The 17,682-nt window shown below is 49.9% G+C and carries 26 protein-coding genes and 1 pseudogene; 3 read left to right on the top strand and 24 right to left on the bottom strand.

Features of this window, described 5'->3' with window-relative positions:
- Positions 1-27 precede the first annotated feature (27 nt).
- Both HA46_RS20725 and HA46_RS05755 read left to right on the top strand, forming a co-directional pair.
- Entirely contained in the window at positions 28-651 is a 624-nt protein-coding gene (locus HA46_RS20725; RefSeq protein ID WP_143807593.1) for a hypothetical protein, read from the top strand.
- A gap of 467 nt (positions 652-1,118) precedes the next feature.
- Positions 1,119-1,553 carry a DUF6173 family protein gene (locus HA46_RS05755; RefSeq protein ID WP_244277508.1) on the top strand — a complete coding sequence of 145 codons (435 nt, stop codon included), beginning with the start codon at positions 1,119-1,121 and terminating at the stop codon, positions 1,551-1,553.
- A 225-nt stretch (positions 1,554-1,778) separates the two neighbouring features.
- Here HA46_RS05755 and HA46_RS05750 read toward each other — a convergent pair whose 3' ends face one another.
- Positions 1,779-2,285 carry a hypothetical protein gene (locus HA46_RS05750; RefSeq protein WP_084882835.1) on the bottom strand — a complete coding sequence of 169 codons (507 nt, stop codon included), beginning with the start codon at positions 2,283-2,285 and terminating at the stop codon, positions 1,779-1,781.
- Positions 2,282-3,325 carry a hypothetical protein gene (locus tag HA46_RS05745; protein ID WP_084882830.1) on the bottom strand — a complete coding sequence of 348 codons (1,044 nt, stop codon included), beginning with the start codon at positions 3,323-3,325 and terminating at the stop codon, positions 2,282-2,284. The genes HA46_RS05750 and HA46_RS05745 overlap by 4 nt, the downstream gene beginning before the upstream one ends.
- Before the next feature lie 417 nt (positions 3,326-3,742).
- Between HA46_RS05745 and HA46_RS05740 the strand changes: the two genes are divergently transcribed.
- The gene (locus HA46_RS05740; protein ID WP_084882826.1) at positions 3,743-3,985 is read left to right on the top strand and encodes a hypothetical protein; all 243 of its coding nucleotides are present in this window, start codon (positions 3,743-3,745) and stop codon (positions 3,983-3,985) included.
- Positions 3,986-4,084: 99 nt separating this feature from the next.
- On the opposite strand, the gene HA46_RS05735 is transcribed toward HA46_RS05740, so the two are convergent.
- The 22 genes and pseudogenes from HA46_RS05735 to HA46_RS05645 all read right to left on the bottom strand — a co-directional run bounded on the left by HA46_RS05735 (position 4,085) and on the right by HA46_RS05645 (position 17,673).
- Positions 4,085-4,759 carry a DUF6246 family protein gene (locus tag HA46_RS05735; RefSeq protein WP_084882822.1) on the bottom strand — a complete coding sequence of 225 codons (675 nt, stop codon included), beginning with the start codon at positions 4,757-4,759 and terminating at the stop codon, positions 4,085-4,087.
- Between the two features lie 5 nt (positions 4,760-4,764).
- Positions 4,765-4,989, bottom strand: a complete 225-nt coding sequence (locus HA46_RS05730) for a hypothetical protein (RefSeq protein ID WP_084882819.1) — start codon at positions 4,987-4,989, stop codon at positions 4,765-4,767.
- Positions 4,979-5,197, bottom strand: coding sequence for a hypothetical protein (locus HA46_RS05725; RefSeq protein WP_143807592.1), 219 nt, complete (start codon positions 5,195-5,197; stop codon positions 4,979-4,981). Before HA46_RS05725 ends, HA46_RS05730 begins: the two co-directional genes overlap by 11 nt.
- The gene (locus HA46_RS20720) at positions 5,190-5,408 is read right to left on the bottom strand and encodes a hypothetical protein (RefSeq protein ID WP_143807591.1); all 219 of its coding nucleotides are present in this window, start codon (positions 5,406-5,408) and stop codon (positions 5,190-5,192) included. The genes HA46_RS05725 and HA46_RS20720 overlap by 8 nt, the downstream gene beginning before the upstream one ends.
- A complete protein-coding gene (locus HA46_RS05720) occupies positions 5,405-5,839 on the bottom strand; it encodes a hypothetical protein (protein ID WP_084882809.1) in 435 nt (144 codons plus the stop codon). Before HA46_RS05720 ends, HA46_RS20720 begins: the two co-directional genes overlap by 4 nt.
- Before the next feature lie 81 nt (positions 5,840-5,920).
- Positions 5,921-8,494: a tail protein (tape measure) gene (locus HA46_RS05715; protein WP_084882806.1), complete on the bottom strand. Its 2,574-nt coding sequence runs from the start codon at positions 8,492-8,494 to the stop codon at positions 5,921-5,923.
- 9 nt (positions 8,495-8,503) lie between these two features.
- Complete coding sequence (locus HA46_RS05710) at positions 8,504-8,830, bottom strand: hypothetical protein (RefSeq protein ID WP_084882802.1); 327 nt, start codon at positions 8,828-8,830, stop codon at positions 8,504-8,506.
- Positions 8,830-9,003 (bottom strand): hypothetical protein, encoded by a 174-nt coding sequence (locus HA46_RS21130; RefSeq protein ID WP_167626699.1) that lies wholly within the window; start codon positions 9,001-9,003, stop codon positions 8,830-8,832. The genes HA46_RS05710 and HA46_RS21130 overlap by 1 nt, the downstream gene beginning before the upstream one ends.
- 187 nt (positions 9,004-9,190) lie before the next feature.
- Entirely contained in the window at positions 9,191-10,330 is a 1,140-nt protein-coding gene (locus tag HA46_RS05705; RefSeq protein WP_084882798.1) for a hypothetical protein, read from the bottom strand.
- A 43-nt stretch (positions 10,331-10,373) separates the two neighbouring features.
- On the bottom strand, positions 10,374-10,730 hold the full coding sequence (locus HA46_RS05700; RefSeq protein ID WP_033752613.1) for a hypothetical protein: 357 nt from the start codon (positions 10,728-10,730) through the stop codon (positions 10,374-10,376).
- Positions 10,731-10,796: 66 nt separating this feature from the next.
- Positions 10,797-11,105, bottom strand: a pseudogene (locus HA46_RS05695) (PerC family transcriptional regulator).
- A gap of 172 nt (positions 11,106-11,277) precedes the next feature.
- Complete coding sequence (locus tag HA46_RS05690) at positions 11,278-14,061, bottom strand: TOPRIM and DUF927 domain-containing protein (RefSeq protein ID WP_084882794.1); 2,784 nt, start codon at positions 14,059-14,061, stop codon at positions 11,278-11,280.
- On the bottom strand, positions 14,054-14,410 hold the full coding sequence (locus tag HA46_RS05685; RefSeq protein WP_084882790.1) for a hypothetical protein: 357 nt from the start codon (positions 14,408-14,410) through the stop codon (positions 14,054-14,056). The genes HA46_RS05690 and HA46_RS05685 overlap by 8 nt, the downstream gene beginning before the upstream one ends.
- A gap of 11 nt (positions 14,411-14,421) precedes the next feature.
- Positions 14,422-15,033 carry a hypothetical protein gene (locus HA46_RS05680; RefSeq protein ID WP_084882787.1) on the bottom strand — a complete coding sequence of 204 codons (612 nt, stop codon included), beginning with the start codon at positions 15,031-15,033 and terminating at the stop codon, positions 14,422-14,424.
- Positions 15,030-15,257: a hypothetical protein gene (locus HA46_RS05675; protein ID WP_084882784.1), complete on the bottom strand. Its 228-nt coding sequence runs from the start codon at positions 15,255-15,257 to the stop codon at positions 15,030-15,032. Before HA46_RS05675 ends, HA46_RS05680 begins: the two co-directional genes overlap by 4 nt.
- Complete coding sequence (locus HA46_RS05670) at positions 15,257-15,442, bottom strand: hypothetical protein (RefSeq protein WP_084882780.1); 186 nt, start codon at positions 15,440-15,442, stop codon at positions 15,257-15,259. Before HA46_RS05670 ends, HA46_RS05675 begins: the two co-directional genes overlap by 1 nt.
- Positions 15,439-15,618: a hypothetical protein gene (locus tag HA46_RS05665; RefSeq protein ID WP_084882775.1), complete on the bottom strand. Its 180-nt coding sequence runs from the start codon at positions 15,616-15,618 to the stop codon at positions 15,439-15,441. Before HA46_RS05665 ends, HA46_RS05670 begins: the two co-directional genes overlap by 4 nt.
- Positions 15,611-15,784 carry a hypothetical protein gene (locus tag HA46_RS21030; protein ID WP_158086839.1) on the bottom strand — a complete coding sequence of 58 codons (174 nt, stop codon included), beginning with the start codon at positions 15,782-15,784 and terminating at the stop codon, positions 15,611-15,613. The genes HA46_RS05665 and HA46_RS21030 overlap by 8 nt, the downstream gene beginning before the upstream one ends.
- Positions 15,777-15,986, bottom strand: coding sequence for a hypothetical protein (locus HA46_RS05660; protein WP_084882772.1), 210 nt, complete (start codon positions 15,984-15,986; stop codon positions 15,777-15,779). The genes HA46_RS21030 and HA46_RS05660 overlap by 8 nt, the downstream gene beginning before the upstream one ends.
- Positions 15,979-16,695: a host cell division inhibitor Icd-like protein gene (locus tag HA46_RS05655; protein ID WP_143807590.1), complete on the bottom strand. Its 717-nt coding sequence runs from the start codon at positions 16,693-16,695 to the stop codon at positions 15,979-15,981. Before HA46_RS05655 ends, HA46_RS05660 begins: the two co-directional genes overlap by 8 nt.
- Complete coding sequence (locus HA46_RS05650; protein WP_084882767.1) at positions 16,692-16,871, bottom strand: DUF4222 domain-containing protein; 180 nt, start codon at positions 16,869-16,871, stop codon at positions 16,692-16,694. The genes HA46_RS05655 and HA46_RS05650 overlap by 4 nt, the downstream gene beginning before the upstream one ends.
- Entirely contained in the window at positions 16,864-17,673 is an 810-nt protein-coding gene (locus tag HA46_RS05645) for an antA/AntB antirepressor family protein (RefSeq protein ID WP_084882763.1), read from the bottom strand. The genes HA46_RS05650 and HA46_RS05645 overlap by 8 nt, the downstream gene beginning before the upstream one ends.
- Positions 17,674-17,682: the final 9 nt, after the last annotated feature.

Here is a 17,682-nt window from a genome sequence, read left to right as displayed (position 1 = left end):
GGCTTATTGATGTTGCATGGATGAAAAATGAAAAAACGCTTTTGGCTAGTTCCAGGTATTGTGTTTGTTACTGTGTTTTTTGGAATGAAAGCTTTATTGGGTGGTGGGTGTTCAGATGGCTGGCAGTCACCTTCAATTGGTATACAGGGAGCTTGCTCACACCATGGCGGCGTAGGAAGCGGAGGGGGAATATCGCTTATTTGTGCCTTAACTCTGGCTGGCTATAACTTTTACAGATTAGACAAAAAGGAAGCCGAGAAAAACCGCAGGAACTATCCATTATCAAAGCAGAATGAATGGCTTAGGCTTGATCTAACCTCGGCGCCATTCAATCAACAGGAATACTATTCAATTACAGGAAATGCCCTTTCATATACCTACGTAAGGCGCATTGGTTCTGAGCCTGAATCTTTAACGGTTACCATTAGCGATGCGGATTCAAGCAAAATAGAGAAGTTGTCCCTAGCTTTAGCTTCACAGAGCCATGCCACGTCTATGCTGGTTCTCGATGGTATTGATGTTTCCCTAACCATGAATATCGGCAAGTTAACAACCTTCCAAGCACACCAGATTTCAGATATTGGTTCCTTGGGGAACACAGCTGTCCTTCTAATTAAGACGCTCAATAATCATCTGCACCCTGACGCTTAATATTTCTTCTTCCAGCCGGTTTCTGCCATTTGAACTCTGACGCTGCCATCCTTTGACGGTGGCGCTCTTTCGCCTGTAGGGCCTGTGCTACTCCGTTTCGGATTGTGTAAAGCGTGTGCCTGTCCAACGGCTCTCCATTCTGGTGGGCAATCTGTAGCAGCGTCATCTCAATAGTACGTCGGTCAATCATTTCTAACCCGCCTGTTTACAGTAAACGTCAGGCCTTTTTTATGCTAAATGCTGCTGGTGGCGTCAATCTACTAGCGATCATTACATTCAGCTTTTGGTTGTGCAATCCGCTCCTGTAAATTAGGTTTTATGGGGTTCTGTATGCGATAATCGGTGCGGTCTTTTCACTGTAACCAGCCCGATAGCCGCTAGCGTGGCGTTCAAATCAATAGGGTGCTCGCGGCAGGACATCTCTTTGTATTAATGAGTTCCCTTCTATACTCTGATAAGGATGAGCGATGACTGATAAAAATCTTTTTGGCTTGTCTAGCGCCGGCCTAGAAAACATGCAAGCCATAATGGACAACATGAACAGGCTCCCAGTAATTCACCCACCTAAAAATCACAATCTTGCAGATGAGTTTCACCGTCGATTGATATGCTGGATAAACGACTTTCACCGTGACCTCGATAACGAGCACGAGGTAGGCGGCCAATTAGCTAGCTTTGGCAGAAGTATTGAATTCCACTTTACAGATATCGGCTACTGGAACCCCTCTCTTATTTCTTTCATAGGCCAACTTGAAGATGGTAGCCCTGTTGAACTAGTACAGCACGTCAGCCAGATTAATGTTTTGTTGATAAAGAAAAAGCGTTTAAATCCTGAGGAGCCCAAGAGACCAATAGGCTTTGCAGCATGGGATGAATACGATCTCTTTAAAGGAAAAAATTAGTACTACTGCCACACTGTCAGCGCAACTTTGCCATACGATGAACAGGCGGTGATCAGTGTGGTGAAAGAGACAATCGCACAAGGCTTTGACAATGATCGCATCATCGCTGAACGGCTTAATGAGGCTGGTTTACAGACTAAGACAGGTAAGGCATAGGATAAGGATATTTATAGCGCTTGGAAGAAAAAAAGCAGGTTTTGCCTCAAAATTACGAACCAATAATTTTTATTCCTTCTTGGCCGGCAATACGGAATTTGCAGCCTCATCTGCCCGATCTTGTTTCGAGACATGACGTTTAACCATGTCTGGACCGATTAAGCTAAACAAAACCGTTAAAAGCTGCCATAAAGTCAAAAAAACCAGCAGTCCATAGGATAGCCCTCGGAATATTTCTCGGTGCGACAATACCCAATCAAATTGTTTGAGCAAAGGTGCCACAACGCCTGTAACTAGAACTGTGGCTAGGATCGCAGTTGAGTGAACAATCGGAGTGAATAGTCTATGTATGCCTGGTCCACTATTTTCAGCTGTACCTCCCCGAAAAGATTTTTTTAACCTTTCAGGGTAGATGATTGCAAACCAAGCGCCTACCACAGCAAAAATAATTGATGCTGTCGTCCTAAGTGCTTCAAATAGCGGCCATTGGAGTACAAAGGCAACGTTTCTTCCTAGGTATCCCGCAAGAAGCACAATTGCTATACATGTTAATCCTATGACCGCTTTTAAATTCATAACAATCCGGCACCTTTTAAGATAGTATTTTTCTTCTTCACTAAATCGTTCAGCAGAGATTCCAGCTGTACAAATTCTACGTTTTCTCGCTCAAGCTCTAGCTCAAAATCCATACGGGCAAGCGATTTACTTAACCAGTATGGCTTATTGGTTTCACCTTCGAAATAGAAGCCGTAATCGTTAACCTCGCTTGGGTCAGCTTCCCAGTCGTCAATCATTGCGTTGACATCTTTGAGCGTGATGTCTGGTGCTACTGTATATCTGACTTTAGTACTGATCCCTGCACCTTGAGGGGCATCTAAATGGACAACCTGAAGCATTTTTTGCCATAAGCCAAGCTGCTCTGGTTTAGCTAAGTCAAGCTCAACAACCCTCTCAATTTTCTTAATTTTCTCGGCATTCTGTCGTATGACCTCATGCTTTCCTCCATTCCTAACCAAGCTGGAACTAAATCTGGGGTTGTAGTGCTTTTTCTCTTCATCAGGATCTGAAGGGTCGCTTTTGTATCCTGTTATCTGGACTTCAACGCTTCCGTCTTCATTCGTGAAGGGTTTAGACACAACATGCTGAGAGGACTGTTTAAGAAAACACTGAAGGTAATACTGCAGGGAAGCCTGCGAAGTTAGTTTGTTATGAAGTCGTACCGTTGCCAAAAGGTTCTTGTCTGGAAGCAACCAGAAATAAGTGGCGTAGCCGGGAATGCTGCCCTGCTGTAAAGGGTTCAGAATAACTTCAGGATCAGCTCCGAATTGAGCTGTTTCACTTATTGAAGGCACCTGTTGACCATTAGAAGGAATTTCATTCCACATCAGAAGAGCCCAGTCATCACCGTTCTTTTTCGCATCCACAAGATAGCAAGGATATCGTTCTTCATTAGCCTCGTAAGTTTTTGTCTGCTTTAACTTTTTAGGCTTCGCCCAGCGTTGCAAATCACTCAGCGTCTCCAACACACCGCCAAAAGCTGGTTGCTTACTACCTTGTGCGTAATAACCAGCTTTATTGATATTATAAAAAGTAATAACTGCCTTTTCCGATAGCATAGATAGACATCCGGTTTAATATGAAAAATCCTAATGTAATATCTTTTGCAGAGATTTGGTTACTGATCGTTTAAACAGTTAATACTGTTTAAATATACAGCATATAACTACGAACACAAGAGCTCATAGTCTGAATGGTAATCTGCTATGGTGCCATCTCGATCGTCTATCGTTCAAGGGTTGTGTACTCATCAGTTTACAGTGAATGTTCAGGCACTCTTTATGCTGAATGTGGCTACCAGTGTCAGCGCACTAACTATCCAAAAACTAGTAATTAACCTCGTAACTCATTGATATTCACTTATAAAGAAATTAATTAATCGTGTGGATTTTAAACACTCGTACACTTTAGCGCATTTTTATTTAGTATGAGTAAGGCGCTCTTACTCCCATGACACTCTCAACGAGGTGCTACCTATGAAAGTTAAAGAAAGTATCTTTTTCCATGGCAATGTTAATCGTATTGTTGAAATGGATGGCGAAGGAATGGGGGCAAACGCTATTGCCGGGACTTTTCAAGACAATGGGATTCCCCTGAATGCTGATGATGTTCGCTTCATCCTTAATCGCGTTCCTGTAATTGCTAGTAAGCCTCTGCCAAAAGCTAAAGCCAAAGCTGCGATTGCTGGCAATAAGGCTTTCAACGGTAAGCCAGCGTAATATATATGCGCCATCAACACCGATGGCGCTACCTTTTGGGTGGAGTGGTCATCTTGTTGCGTTTGTATTTTTCATGGCATCCCGAGAGCAACTGACTTCTTACGCAGCCTTGGCCAGCTTCCGTGCCTTTCGCTCGAAATAATCATCAGCTACCTGCTCGTACTCTTCCCGCGTAAAGCCCTTCTGATCAGGATACTTGGCCGCCAGCAGCATGGTGAACTCGGTCATGGTAAGCTGTTCCGCTTCATCTCTGCTCATACCAAAGTGATTACGAGCGGCGCTGATGTACTCGAATGCGTTGAATTCGCTGGTGGTCTGCCCGTCCTCATGGCGCTGAAGCCGGCGCACTTTAGCCTTGCCGATAATGCCGTGTATCATCAGGGACTGCGCAAAGATAATCATGTCTGTGGCTGGCATCTTTCCGCGACGATGCAGGAAGGTTCGCTTTTTGGTTTTGCTCGGCACCAGCACACCCACCAGCGGTGAAGCGTCACGATTACAGCAGGCGGTTAACACATCCATAGCGGCATATATTGCTGGCTTGGTGAACTCAGGCCGCTTAGCGTACTCGGTCACCCAGTGGGGAATGGCTCCATAAGCATCATAGGCTCGGCGCAGTAATGTCGTTGCCTCGTTGCTGTGTAGCGCATGGAACGTTGAAACAATCTCGCCGGGCTCACCAATACTCGACATGGCTATCAGGGACGGACGGAAAAAGTATTCATCATCGCCGTCAATTACCAGGCATTCGCCAATCTCTTTCAATGGTGTCATGTCAGTTAGAAATCCTCAGCTTCTGCGATCTCTTCGGCCACCAGCGCCAACGGCTTGCCAAATACCTCGATGCTCCATTGGTCAGTCGCCGCTCTGTAACCAACATGATCAAAGGTGCCATCCTCGCGCACATAGTCCGCTCTGACGGGTGGCTGTGGCCCGTCAATGGATTTGCTGCCTTTATCTCTAGCTACCTTCTCCAGCGCAGCCAGGCGAGCTTTAATGTTCATCGTTACCGCCCATTAGCAACACTCTCAGTTCTGGTGACTGCGGGAAGTTATGCCCGCGCAGTGACAGGCGCTCTATGGCCCTCTCATACACTCCTGCAGGGGCATTGCCTGCTAACTCATCCATCAGGGCTGAAATCACCTGTGTATCGCCATCCTTGGGCGTCATGGTCTTTTCCAGCCGGTTCAGTCGCGCCAGCAGGCTACCCATGATGATCCCACTGCAGGATAAGCTGATTATGTCGCTGTGCTTCTTCAGCTGTGGCGTTGCGGAAAAGCCCTTCATCCTTGACCCAGCCGCCCCTACACTCGCGTGAACCGTCAGGGCTAACACCGATTAACCATATTTCATCAGGGCCGCCGCTGTTGGTCTGGGCGCTGCTGGTGGCTTCCAGTGCTTCAATTCGTCTTAACAGGCTCATTGTCCGCTCTCCTGTGCTTTCTCCAGCTCAGCTACACGCTCAGCCAGTTCTGTAATTTCGATAATCTTCGCCATGTTCGCCAGGCCATCCAGAATCATTTTCCCTTGGTCGGCCGGCAGTTCTCCCGCGGCTATCGCCTTAATTACCGAACGGGCTGCTGCAGGTAAATCGCTGTCGTCCAGCTCAAACGAAACAGGCTGATAAACCGGCTTACTCGGCGGGACAACTCTGTCCAGGATGAGGCGACAAGCAGCCATATCGCCTTCTTTAGCCGCGTCCATGATGGTTTTCACAGCATCATCAGCGCCACCTTCCAGCACACGCCTCAGTTCAGCTGCTTTGCTGCTGCGCCCACCGGGATTACCCGATGCGCCTTTCTTCCATTTGCCGCCTTTATCACGGCTGGCCTGTTCTTTCGTGCTGTCAGGCATCTGTCTGCCACCTTTCGCTATTTCTCATACCCGTTTCACCTTGACCAAACTCAACATGATCGCGTCCCTGCGACCGTTCAATTACTTCCTAATCCGCTTTTGAAGAAAGCCCCCATCACGCGTGCTTTGCTCCCGCGCGACTTTCAGGGCAACTATTTCCATTTGCTGGGCCATTTGCTTCTGTGTGGCTTCATCAATACCGTTAGTGGTAGTGATGTTGAAATTGACTTCCAGGCTCACACCACCACTACCATTAGCGTTGCCAATATCCTTATTGCTGATAACAGAGCCGTTATCACCCGGGATCATGTACTGGCTGCCGTTAGACGCCTTGAAGATTTCGGGCTTACCGCCTTCACCTACCCGGTACATTGAGTTAGCCAGAACAGGCCCGCCATGCTCACGGGCTCCAGCTACTGCCAGCCCTTTGGAAGCCATCAATGCGGTTGAGTAGGCCGTTGTGCCAACAGTTGAGGCTGTACCCATAGTGGCGATAGAGGCGCTCACAGCTGCTGGTCCCCACATGCCCGCAGCGGCAGTAGCCTGAGTTGCTGTTGCTCCAAGTGCCGCTGATGCCGCCACCTGCCCCATAACCATGTTTTTCACATACTGTAGGCCCATCTCCACCAGCCCACTCACAACGCTGTTGAGGATCGTGCTTCCGATGTTGGCGAATGCTTCACTAAGGCTCTGAGTGCCATTCAGAAGGCCGGTAATGGCATTTGTCGCGCCACCTTGAAGAGAATCAACCGCGTCAGCCAGCAGGCTGTTAGCGGCGCTCTGGTTGCGGTATATCTCCCACTGAGCAGCGATGCGCTGTTGCTCATACTGCGTGTTAGCAGCATTCATCAATGCCAGACCATTGAGGGTGATTTGCCCCTTAGCGGTTTCGAACTCCTGTATTAATGCGAGCTTTTTGGCGTTCTCATTAGCCATTGCCTGAACAGGATCGATAGCGCCTTGTGCTTCCTGCAGTGGGGTAACTCCGACGTTCTGCGTGGCCCTTATTCGGGCTAAATTTACCTGGTGCTGTTGCTCCATCTGCTCGGCAGCCGTGTCGTGCTGCTTCTGTGTGATGGTCTTTTGTTCCAGGGCGGTTTTGAGATCGGCAACATCTTGTTTGTATCGAGTGTTCTCTGCCTGCTCCGGGATTAGCTTCATAGCCGCTGCCTGAGCGCGTATTGCGGCGGCTTTATCCCACGCTGCGCCAGCATCCTTCTCTACCTGCGCTATTTGAGCTGGTGTAGGGTTTACCAGTTTCTGACGTGCCTGAAGAACTGCCTGAGCACGGGATAGTCCATCAACCGAATCAGCAGAAAGCTCGGCCTTTTGCCGATACTGTTCCAGTACCTGAGCATTACGGGATGCCTGGCCGGCTGATTTCTTCTGCTCAGAGTTAAGCTGCTTCGTCGCTTCTAAATTTTTATAAGTGGCGGCCGCATCATCTTCCGTCTTTTTGGCGTGAGGGTCGTCTTTAGCAAATCCTGCATCTTCAGCAGCATATTGGGCTGCGAGTCGGGCGCGAGCTTCTCCCTGAAGTTTTGACAGCGAGAGGTTTCGTTCTGCCTGCTTTAACAGGTTTTTCTGCCCGTCAGTTAGGTTGTCAGTGGTGCGCTTGAGGCTATCCATGTTTAATTTAGCGTTGGTAGCTTCTACAGCTAATCCTACTAACGTCTTAGACAGACTGGTGATTTGTTCCTGTCCCTCCTTGCTAGATGAGGTCATATTTTGCAGGCGAATAGCTAAGGTAGTTAATGCCTGTGGAGAAGGGTTTTTACTTAGGTCATTCAGCTGTTTTGCCAGTTCAAAAGCAGCTTGATCAGTAATACCCAGCCGGGAAGATAATGCCCCAACGGTGTTTGTAAATGTTGAGATAGTCGCTTCGTTCGCAATGCTGCTTTTGCTTATCTCATTGAACGCATCGGTGAAGTTATTGGTTTTGACTTCAGCGGCGTCAAGGATAGTGCTAAGCAACTTAACACTGACTGTGCCGCCAGACAGTGCGGCTTTAGCTGTATCGCCAAAGGAGAAAAACTCGCTGGTGGTATCAGATATAGTCTTTGAAACCTTCGTCATTGCCTGGTTGTATTCCAGCAGCACCTGATTTCTCATCAGCGTGGCAACTTCTGCGTTTACCCTGGCAAGATTTGCATACTTATCTGACAGCGCGGCTACCCCATTTTGTGAAATGGTGATCACCTTATCCATTGCGTCTGCTGCTTCTCGGAGAGCATCCATTGCGTTTTTACCGCCGTTTAAAGCGGTAATTAACGTGCCTGCGATTACTGTACCCAAAGCAATCACCGCGCCCACAATGGCACCACCTGGGCCAAATGCTCCCGCCAATTGAGAACCTTGCTGACTGAAAGCGACCAGTGCAGATTGTCCGCCCTGAACCTGTACGATGAAATCCTGAATCTGATAACCGGCTTGCTGGAACTGGCTGCGGAAAGCGCCTCCTGCTTTAGTGGCTTGGTTGACCGCTGTGGCAGTGGTTTTGGCCTGTGTCTCAAGCGTTTTGATTCCACCTGCGGAGTTCTTGGCATTGTCACTTAGTGCCTTCAGCTCTCGCTTGAGTTGCTGATTTGCTTCAAGGGCCTTCTCCAGATCAATATCAACTTCGTAATAGACGCCCCCTAATTTGGTATCAGCCATTCATCCCCCTTAATGATTGACGCGGGGCGTGGCTTTAACCAGCGCTATGCGATGCATATGTTCGATTACGTTCAGGCCGTGGTCTGTTACCCGGTACTCTCTGCCGTCCAGAGAAATCATCTCCATTAGCATTGAGTATGCCTCCTGTTCATAATCGGCCTTGCCGCTATTTCGGGCAGCATAAACGCAGTTATCCACCAGCCCGGACGCCAGTAAATCACGGCGAATTTCACCTGTTTTTCCGTCATGCGAAAACTGAGTATTCCCATGCTCTCGGAGCCGATTACGAAGGTAAGCGTCCGCAACAGCTTCGGCCAGGCGTTGTAATTGTTCCATTACGCCTCCTGAGCAAGTTGAGCCAATGCCTTATCCATCAGGCCGCGAGCGATAACGTGAATTGTTGGGGCAACACCTAGAGGGGATTTTGCTCGCTCTTTTTCCTGTAATTTACGGAGTTCTTCATACTGTTCGACTTTAATGAGGACTGTTTTTACTGTGCACTTTTGCATAACCACCTCCTGATAAATATACAGTGATTATAATTGCAAAAAGTGAAACGATCTCTATTTATATGCCGATTTATGAAATGATGATTGGATCGTTTTGATCGAATATTTTGCTCATAAAAAACCTCGCCGGAGCGAGGTGTGGTTACAAAATTTTATAAGCGTTTATATAGCAATATAGAGGAAAGGTTTATAACGAGCTTTTCTTAGCTTCTTCAATTTCTGCGTTGCAAGCATCTATGTTGTCAAAGTCATACTGAAGGAAAACATATCCCTCGCTAGAGCCATTGGCTCTTGCTTCCATAGATACTGATGCAAGCTTGTTTTTAAGAGGTGTTGCGGGAGATCCTCCCCATTGGGCTGAGAGGAAACGTTCCTTTTTGTTCAGCGCCATCATCCAGTCTTGAGGTTCTTTCCAGATTGAGCCTGAAAGTAAAAAATCGGTACTTTTAGGTTTGCCATAGATTGAAGATAGAGAATCTAAGAGCTCTTTGAATTTTGATTGGAGCGCAAGTCCATAGCTGTCTGTATCAATGTTTTTACCTAACGCTCTAATTTGGCATAGGCCAGATTTTGGAGAAATGAGTAGACCAAAACCCTCAAATTCAGCGTTCTTTTTCGGTGGCGATTTTATCGTGTAGAGATTCGGCACGCCCTCATAAGGCTTAAGCTCTTCACCGGTCATATCTTCGATATTCTTTTTGCTTAAACCTGACTCCAGGCCAAATGGCCCATCTCCCGGCGGAAGCAATGGCTGGCTATTGCTAGCCTGGGCTGGCTTCTCGATTTGCTTTGCTTCAGCAACGTTGCTCTGCTTCAAATCAGATGGCATAGCGTTAGCAAGTCCATACTTGGCTGACAAATATCGTTGTTGAAGCATCGCCATGGTTTGCTCCTGAGTTGCGATTGCTGCCAGTTTCATCGCAAGAACCAGGCCACCGCTATATTGGTTGGCTTCTGCTTTAGCCTGAGAAATCTGAGCATTTAACGCATCTATTTCGCTCTTAACTGACTCAGCCGCCACCTCATCCGGCTTTGTTCCGGGTACATCCATTGTTATTTTTGCGCCTGACTCAATACCATCAATTCGCTGCTTAATCAGCGCCTGGTTTGTTTTGAGAATCTCAACTCTGGCGCTGATTAAAGTCTTGATCAGCCCGCCAGAGTAGTTCTGATTGGCGGCATTCGCAGATGAAATCTCACTTTCTGTTTGTGATAATTCCACCTTGAGTTGTTCTACTTTTTGTTTCTCTTCCGGAGAAAGCTCTTTTGGACCACATCCTGTCAAAATGAACACAGATATAAAACATGCCAGAATAGACTTTTTCATTTCCTTGCCCCCTAGAAAAAAGCCACCCGAAGGTGGCTTGCTATCAGATGTGGTTTTCACATCCCATCTGTGATTTGTCGATAATTTGCGTACCCTCAACACGGAAACCGTATGTGCCGAAGAGGAAGGCGTGGTTTAACTGGTAGATAACCACATCGCTCAAGCCAACTGCACACTTATCTTTCTCAATAGCGTGATCCATAGCCGTTTTAACGTTCGGAATACCTAAAGGGAAAATTACGATTGGCGCTTTATCTTCGCCGGTCACGCGAGCACCTTTCTCAAACTTAGCTGCGTTCAAGTTGTAGTTTTTGGTGCTTGCGACAGTCATATCAGCGACACGCACAGTACATCCTGAAAGTAACAACGCCCCAAGCGCCACTGCCAAAACCTTTTTCATTTTTTATATTTCCATTGATTGCAATCGGAAACATCCTATCAATAATTATTAACATTGCAATTGTTGTTACTTTCTTTGTTTTCCGACCTTCCTTGATTGATAACTCACTTCATCTTTCAACCTGAAGGCCTCGCCGTCTGGTTTGGCTAACCCCATTCTGCGCTGTGTATCGACTGCGGCCTTGGTCACATCTCCAAAGGTGTCAATAAGCACAGTGGGGCGAACACGCTTCGCCAGACACTGATTGCGGCGGGATCTGAGTCACTCTCGGCCTGCTTCTGAGTCGCAATTGTCGAACACCTCCAGCCAGCGAGAAGCTGCCCTGCTGTAGAGGCCTTTCGCCTCAAGTTCTTCAGCTATCTTGTCATTCACCATCTGTACCGTCTTGAAAAGCATGTTTTTCCGCTGAGGATGTTGGTTCAAAACAGCCCTTTGTTGGTTCAGTGTTGGTTCACTTTTAAATTTAAATTCCTTATAAATCAAAGGTGACGAGGAATTGAACCAACTGAACTAACTGAACCAACACTAAAATCCTCACATGTGAGGCTTACTCTTCCTGAGCCTCATCCTCTGGCCGGTACTGGATTACATAGACGTTGTACTGACGTTTGTTAATCCGCGGAGACTTACGCTGGAATCCTCTGCCGCTGGTCGGTGGTGTCAGCATGCCGCTCTCTGCCAGCACCCGGGCGAACTGCTTGGGGTTGAATCCACTGGCTATCTCCTGCTCGAACGTTGCCGGGAAGGTGTAAAAGACGATCGGATCATCGTCATGGTTGCCGCTGGCGCGATAGCCAGCCATATCGCGGATAGGAAGCGATTGAGGGTCATACGGGAAAGGGGCAAACCGGCTGTAGCCATTGGCGTTTAAAAACGCTTCACACTGGGCGATGATCTGCTGATGTTCTTTGTTGCCGGTACCAAACTCTCTCACCCAGGCGTTATAGCTGTGCTGAACGGCGTCGCGGCACGTCTGCTCGTCCCATCCAGTGATAACGCGGCCCAGCAGTAGCGCAGCCTCAAGAATGGCGAAGCGTGCGCCTACGCGATGAACCTGCTCGCCATATTCTGCCGGTATCAGACCGCGCCAGCGCGCCTCTGCCTCTCTGACTGTTTCAGTAGCCTGCTGTTGATTGCCGGCTAGCCATTTAATCCACTCCCGGCCTGCTACGCCGTGGTGATTCTGCCAGGCATCCTTCAGCGCGTCGGCGTGCTGCTTGCCGTTCTCGTGCTGGTGGAATCTCACAGCCTTACTCAGTGGGATATTCAGCAGCCTGACCAGTTGCCCGGCCTTCGCTTTACGGCCCGCCATAGCGATGAAGGTTTCTAAATCCATCTCGCCGGTGCTGATCGCCACTGTGCGCCAGCGCTTCAGGTCACGGTTACCGCCTTCTTTGGCTCCCTGCAGTTTCCCCACGCCGTTAAAGAGCGCATAGGCTGACTGTGAGACGCTAACCGGATCAGCGCCTTGCCCCACCTCATCCAGTGGCATCAGCGCATCATTATGGGCGGCAGCTTCGTTAGCCAGGCCTAACGCGGTGCCGTACCACGTCAGGCGCAGCTGGTCAGGATTACCGTAGAGGCTGCTGGCCACATTGGCGGTGGTGGTTTTACCGGCGCTTGATTGCTCGTAGAAGTGAATGCCGAAGCCATCAGCACCCGCCAGGCCAATCAGCGGGGCAGCCAGCGCCGCAGCAACGCCAGTCATCATTGAATAGTTACCGGCGGCCAGCGCTCCAACGCTTTGGCGCCAGCTTTCAGCGCTTCCCCTGCTGGTGTAACCGGCTGCGGCAGAACTGCGGCCATTGAACAGTACCGGCTTATCAGGCGCACCGATGATCTCCCCGTCAGGCATGATATAAGCGCCGCACTGCCACCCTGTAGCGTGCGCCACTCTCCAGACCTCCTTTGACCCGTTCCGCTGTAGCCAGTCCGCCAGAATTGCTCTCAGGCCGCTTTTAGTTGTTACGTTCACGCCACCAGCTTTGAGCGTTCTCCATCCTTCTCGCTCACCAATGTCAGCAAGCGGAATAGCCTGTGTGGTTTCGCTGTCTGAACCCCACGCCAGCCAGCGAAGTATCAGGTACTGGTCTTTGTCATCGCGCCCGGTACCGATCACCTGCAGAGGAGAGCACAACCAGCTTTCACGGTTGATGATTTCCCCGGTCTGCTTATCGGTGTTTGGCTCAACCCAATACACACCATCCTGACGGCTTTCAATCCGGGGTTTTAGCGAGTCGCGATCCGGCGCTGTTGCTTTGCCGCCTTCAATCACTTCCAGTTGAGCGCCCATGCTTTCCCCCTGCGGTTGGTACAATGATTCGTTAAATGCTGTAGTGGTGTTATCCAGCCCGTTTTGCTGGCGGTAATCATCCCAGTCAGCCTTGTAGCTGGTGGGGGGTAATGAGACAGAGCCATTAACGGCTTCAGCAGCTTTTAGGGCGAATATCTTTCCCCCGTTAACTTTCGGCCTGCCGTGGTCGTCGAGCTCACCCGGTTCATGCCAGTCGTTATCGCCGGCGATGATGATTGAGGCTTCCGGGTACCGCTGGCGCATAGCTTGAGCGACGGGCAGCAGGTTACCGGCATCAAGAGCCACGACAGCGAGCGCTGTGGGGCGTATCTGGTGAGCGGTGAGCGTCGTAGCCAGACCTTCACCAATGATGATTTCGCTTACGTCCTGCGGCTGGTTAACGAGGTGCCACGCCCCGCGCTTTGCAGAGCCATAGAGCACCTTTTTTTCGCCCTGAGGCGTAATGGTCTGAGCTGCTGCTACATCGCCGGATTCATCCACCAGCGAAAGCAGAATTGATCCATCGGGCAGGCACGGCAGGGTGAAGGCGTCGAGCCCTTTGGCAATCAGGTATTCGCTTTCACGTAGAGTGGATTGCTCTGCCAGCCTCTGGTAGTGGCTCACAAAATTATCGCGACGGTGTGCGGCCTCAGCTGACTCTTTCTGCTGGCGCTCCTGCTCCTGCTGGTGGCGCTGCTCATCAAGCTGCTGCCTTCTCTGGCTGGCTGCTTTCTGGTCAGTTTCTGTTGCCCGGTAATCAATACCCAGCACATCAGCAGCCATGCGTGCGGCCTCAGTTACCCCGCACTCGTTAACTTTCTGGATCAGGTCTAAGCCATCACCCGCACCGCATTGATTGCAGAAGAAGCTGCCACGCCCTTTGTCATCGAAGCGAAAGCGGTCAACACCACCGCAGGCCGGGCAGGGCGCGTGCTGGCGGGGCGAGCGGGGGACTTTAATTCCCAACTGGCTCAGCACCAGCGGCCAGCGGTTAGCCGCTGCGCTTGTCGTCTCCCGGATAAGGTCATAATTACGCATTGAAGTTACTCCCTTTATTCGAGAGGGTGGCGCTCATGTCGTTAATCATGCCTTGCCAGATATTTTCCCCTCGCTCGCTCAGTTCGGCGCCCTCTATACAGAGGGGCAACAGATTGACAGCCAGAGCCTCCCAGCGTGGATGTTCCTGCTTCAATGCCTCCAGCAGAAAGCTGTCCACCAGCAACCTGATACCGGATGAACCATCCACAATAGCAACCTCAATCCTCCGCCCGCTGATTTCCATCGGGAACCAGTCGCCCCCGTTCAGCTGCCTGACATGGTTATAAATGGCCGCTGAATACTGGTTGGCCAGCGCATTAAGTCGGAAGTTTTTAGTGATAATTGTCATGACTATCTCCCTTAGTGCGCTATCGGTGCGGCTGGCATACCTTCGGTATTCAGCATTTCGATAAATCCGTCGTGGAGCATTGTCATAGCATCACGGCCCCACGTGGATAACGTCATGCCGCCATCTGGGGCTGCTTCCAGCATGGATTGGTAAATCATCAGGGCTTTCTGGTGAGGGTTGTCATGGGTGAACTGCTCAAACGCCAGTTCCTCAATATTTCTCGTCAGAGAGAATCGCTCGGTTGCCGGATAAACTACGATGCCACCATGCTCACCCACGTAACGCACCGCATAAGCCGTTGTGCCGTCACCCTGATCCACTTCGACGGTGCCATTGGCTTGCATCTGCTCAACGATAAATACGCCTGCCACCATCCAGCGCCAGACGTTAACCTGCTGCTCTATGCTGGGTTGAAACCAGCCACGGATTTCAGCAAGAGATAACTCGGCAATCACACCAAAACCCTCCGAAATCGGCTTATCGAAGCGCCCTTCATCCAATTGTCGAATGATGGATGAGAAACCTATAAGCCGGCTGCCAATGCGCACCCCATCAGGGGTGGCCTCGGCTGAGAAAGAGCCGGATTTCTCCGGCATTTTCGAGAATTTAAGAATGTTATTCATGGTTTGGCCGGCGCTCCTTTACCACGAGAATTAAGATCGGCATCAACTGCTGCCTCCAGCGCCTTAATGGTGTCGTGAACGGTGCCGTGGGCGAGATTGATGAGCCAGGTGTAATCCTCGTTAACGTCGTTGCCTGGCATCGTCTCAAGCAGGATTGATAGAACGGCGCGTGCCTTCTTCAGATTGGCGGCCTGTGAGTCAATTTCAGCGAATGAAATAGCCATTACTTTTCCTCCATCTGCTGAGCAATAGCGTCAGGCAAGCCGTCCAGAATCGTGAGAACGGAATCAACCATATCGGGCACGAGGCCATCATCTGTGGTCATTGTTTTCAGCCAGACAGTAAGCACTGTTTGGGCTTGCTGGATGCGGCACATAACGTCACTTAATTCGATTAACTGTGCTTTCATGCCAACACCTCCCGTGCATGACTGATGTGAGGTTGCTTCAGCCCATCAAGGCGTGCTTTTTTCAGCGCGTGGGCTTTGGCATAAGCGCTTGAGGAGGTAATCACCTGATAATTTATCGCTACGGTATCGCCACGGCGGTTGAGTCCGCGCGCTTGAATCTGGAAGTAACTACGCATGGTCACCCTCCAGGCTCTTTTGAGCATTTCGGGCAATATCTTCGATGATGTTCAGCAGCTCGCTTTGCGTTTTACGCTCGTCGTCATTTGATGTGAGGAACTGCGCAGCAATGACCAGGCTCTCGATTTTATTCATGGCGTCAATGAGTTCGATCGGGTTACGCATTGCGGCTCTCCTCTTCAGCAACCATTTCAACGAGAAACGCGGCCACGTCACCTGTAAGTTGGCGCAACAGTGTTGAAATTGCTGTTAAATCACCTTCCCCGATCTCGTCTGAGCTGAGTTCGATTAAGCGGGAGATAATTTCTGCCTGGTGAGCACGCTCGGCGGCTTGCTTGAGGGTAATTTCATAAACGGGATTAAACATGCGCCACCTCCTGAACTGGCAGGCGTGCGGCTAATGACAGGATGAAATGAGGGGCCAGAACGCGGCGAGCTTCTTTCTCGCTGATGGCCTCAACAGATACGCGGCAAGGCTTGGCCTTCATGTCAGCGCGTGACAGAGCCAGAAAACGAAACTCAAAATTGGGTGTGACTTGGGTGAGGGCAGTAGCCATGATGGCAGCCTCCGATAACTGGTATTTGATACCACCACCGGAAACGCCAATTTCACTGGTGGTGGACTGAACAGGGTTGGCGTAACCGGCGTTATCGGAAACCGGCGCGGATTTCTCCGCCCCCATCCAGCCCACCATTACTTCGTGAGCGGCACGGATTATAACCGCATCGCTGAAAAATGGGTGAGTTAGATTAACGACATAAAAAAAGACGCTAGGCGCGTCATATGTCGCCGATAACATAACCAGGACGCCAATCCTGTCACCGGATTTTGCCGGTGAAGGTTGAGCATAGTCCGAATATTGTGACCTGAGCAAGCTGTTTTTTGACGGATTGTGATAGCAGGCATAACTAACGTAAGACCATGTCTTACGGCTCGGCATGTCAGGTTTTGACAGGTTTTCAGCCGAATCTATGGCTGAGTAGCCGTTAAGATTGGTTAAGGTCTGGCTAAGTTTGGCTAAGCCCAAATGCGGCTTTGCACGCAGCTGTGATCCACACCATGACGCAGCATTCATTGAGCCACCTCCGTGAACTCCCGGATGAAACGCTCAACTGAGTATGTGCATGGAGACTCATACCCGGTCCTATAGAACGTCACGCGATTAGATAGCACACTGTGTACTTTCACTATGGCGCCGCTGGCGTCCTGATAACGCTGATTGGGTTCTGGTTGGCTGGTTGGTTTAGTCATGTGCAGCCTCCAGACGTTTGGACAACCAACGCTGAGAAAGCCGCATTAGTTCTGCTTTGCGTTGGTCGTATGCCATGCCCATATCAATCAGCGTGATGTTGGTGCTTTCGAGATAGGTTAGGTGCTCGAGCTGGGCAGAATTCATGCCGTCACGTGGCTCACCATCTATTCCGTTAACCTGCGCCCACTGTTTGGCTGTTAGTCCACCCAGCACGATGCGGGCAATCATGTTGCTTTCGTTGCTGTAATGACGGTGTAAAGTCTGTTTACCCTGTTCAGCACGGGCAGCATCCAGAGCGGCGCACATCGGTTTAAACATATTCGCGGCACTCAGGCGAGCTTTAAGCTGGCGGCGATACTGTGCGGCAATTTCCGGCACGCTGAGCTGTAATGCCTCTTCACACTGGATGAAGTAACGGCGCACGGCGCGACCCTGCTCGCTGCGCTCTACCATTGCCAGCTCTTTGGCCATATTCAACGTGGTCAAATATTCATGGCTGACTTGTCGGCGAGATTTTGAGCTACTCAAATTTGAGGAGCGCAAAGTTTCAGCAATGATGTAATCCGTACCCTCCTTAAATCCATACTCACTGATGCGGCGCTTGATCCAGTCGGTCATTCTGGTTTCTACCCCCAGCGCTTTATGTAACGATGTTCCGCTCACAATATTGCTTTCTCGTCCGCCAATCTGGCCGGGAATCACCGGGACAATAGCGGCAAAGTCGTTGCCAGAAATATCGTTGATGCTGGTGGTGGGTTGAGGGGAGGCCTCAGAAATTAATCTGCTTTTTTCAGTTCTCATTTTTAGGCT

It is taken from the genome of Pantoea septica (assembly GCF_002095575.1).
GTDB lineage: Bacteria > Pseudomonadota > Gammaproteobacteria > Enterobacterales > Enterobacteriaceae > Pantoea > Pantoea septica.
The sequence above is the reverse complement of the archived record's forward strand: the minus strand, read 5'-3'. Positions and strand labels throughout refer to the sequence as shown.

Coding starts and splice junctions, on each gene's coding strand:
- HA46_RS05715 (WP_084882806.1), bottom strand. CDS start 8,494: ATGGCTGATACCAAATTAGGGGGCGTCTATTACGAAGTTGATATTGAT.
- HA46_RS05645 (WP_084882763.1), bottom strand. CDS start 17,673: ATGAGAACTGAAAAAAGCAGATTAATTTCTGAGGCCTCCCCTCAACCC.
- HA46_RS21130 (WP_167626699.1), bottom strand. CDS start 9,003: ATGCAAAAGTGCACAGTAAAAACAGTCCTCATTAAAGTCGAACAGTAT.
- HA46_RS05655 (WP_143807590.1), bottom strand. CDS start 16,695: ATGAATGCTGCGTCATGGTGTGGATCACAGCTGCGTGCAAAGCCGCAT.
- HA46_RS05650 (WP_084882767.1), bottom strand. CDS start 16,871: ATGACTAAACCAACCAGCCAACCAGAACCCAATCAGCGTTATCAGGAC.
- HA46_RS05670 (WP_084882780.1), bottom strand. CDS start 15,442: ATGAAAGCACAGTTAATCGAATTAAGTGACGTTATGTGCCGCATCCAG.
- HA46_RS05710 (WP_084882802.1), bottom strand. CDS start 8,830: ATGGAACAATTACAACGCCTGGCCGAAGCTGTTGCGGACGCTTACCTT.
- HA46_RS05730 (WP_084882819.1), bottom strand. CDS start 4,989: ATGAACATTAAAGCTCGCCTGGCTGCGCTGGAGAAGGTAGCTAGAGAT.
- HA46_RS05740 (WP_084882826.1), top strand. CDS start 3,743: ATGAAAGTTAAAGAAAGTATCTTTTTCCATGGCAATGTTAATCGTATT.
- HA46_RS05690 (WP_084882794.1), bottom strand. CDS start 14,061: ATGCGTAATTATGACCTTATCCGGGAGACGACAAGCGCAGCGGCTAAC.
- HA46_RS20725 (WP_143807593.1), top strand. CDS start 28: ATGAAAAAACGCTTTTGGCTAGTTCCAGGTATTGTGTTTGTTACTGTG.
- HA46_RS05665 (WP_084882775.1), bottom strand. CDS start 15,618: ATGCGTAGTTACTTCCAGATTCAAGCGCGCGGACTCAACCGCCGTGGC.
- HA46_RS05685 (WP_084882790.1), bottom strand. CDS start 14,410: ATGACAATTATCACTAAAAACTTCCGACTTAATGCGCTGGCCAACCAG.
- HA46_RS21030 (WP_158086839.1), bottom strand. CDS start 15,784: ATGCGTAACCCGATCGAACTCATTGACGCCATGAATAAAATCGAGAGC.
- HA46_RS05680 (WP_084882787.1), bottom strand. CDS start 15,033: ATGAATAACATTCTTAAATTCTCGAAAATGCCGGAGAAATCCGGCTCT.
- HA46_RS05750 (WP_084882835.1), bottom strand. CDS start 2,285: ATGAATTTAAAAGCGGTCATAGGATTAACATGTATAGCAATTGTGCTT.
- HA46_RS05660 (WP_084882772.1), bottom strand. CDS start 15,986: ATGTTTAATCCCGTTTATGAAATTACCCTCAAGCAAGCCGCCGAGCGT.
- HA46_RS05725 (WP_143807592.1), bottom strand. CDS start 5,197: ATGGGTAGCCTGCTGGCGCGACTGAACCGGCTGGAAAAGACCATGACG.
- HA46_RS05755 (WP_244277508.1), top strand. CDS start 1,119: ATGACTGATAAAAATCTTTTTGGCTTGTCTAGCGCCGGCCTAGAAAAC.
- HA46_RS05700 (WP_033752613.1), bottom strand. CDS start 10,730: ATGAAAAAGGTTTTGGCAGTGGCGCTTGGGGCGTTGTTACTTTCAGGA.
- HA46_RS05735 (WP_084882822.1), bottom strand. CDS start 4,759: ATGACACCATTGAAAGAGATTGGCGAATGCCTGGTAATTGACGGCGAT.
- HA46_RS05705 (WP_084882798.1), bottom strand. CDS start 10,330: ATGAAAAAGTCTATTCTGGCATGTTTTATATCTGTGTTCATTTTGACA.
- HA46_RS05745 (WP_084882830.1), bottom strand. CDS start 3,325: ATGCTATCGGAAAAGGCAGTTATTACTTTTTATAATATCAATAAAGCT.
- HA46_RS20720 (WP_143807591.1), bottom strand. CDS start 5,408: ATGAGCCTGTTAAGACGAATTGAAGCACTGGAAGCCACCAGCAGCGCC.
- HA46_RS05720 (WP_084882809.1), bottom strand. CDS start 5,839: ATGCCTGACAGCACGAAAGAACAGGCCAGCCGTGATAAAGGCGGCAAA.
- HA46_RS05675 (WP_084882784.1), bottom strand. CDS start 15,257: ATGGCTATTTCATTCGCTGAAATTGACTCACAGGCCGCCAATCTGAAG.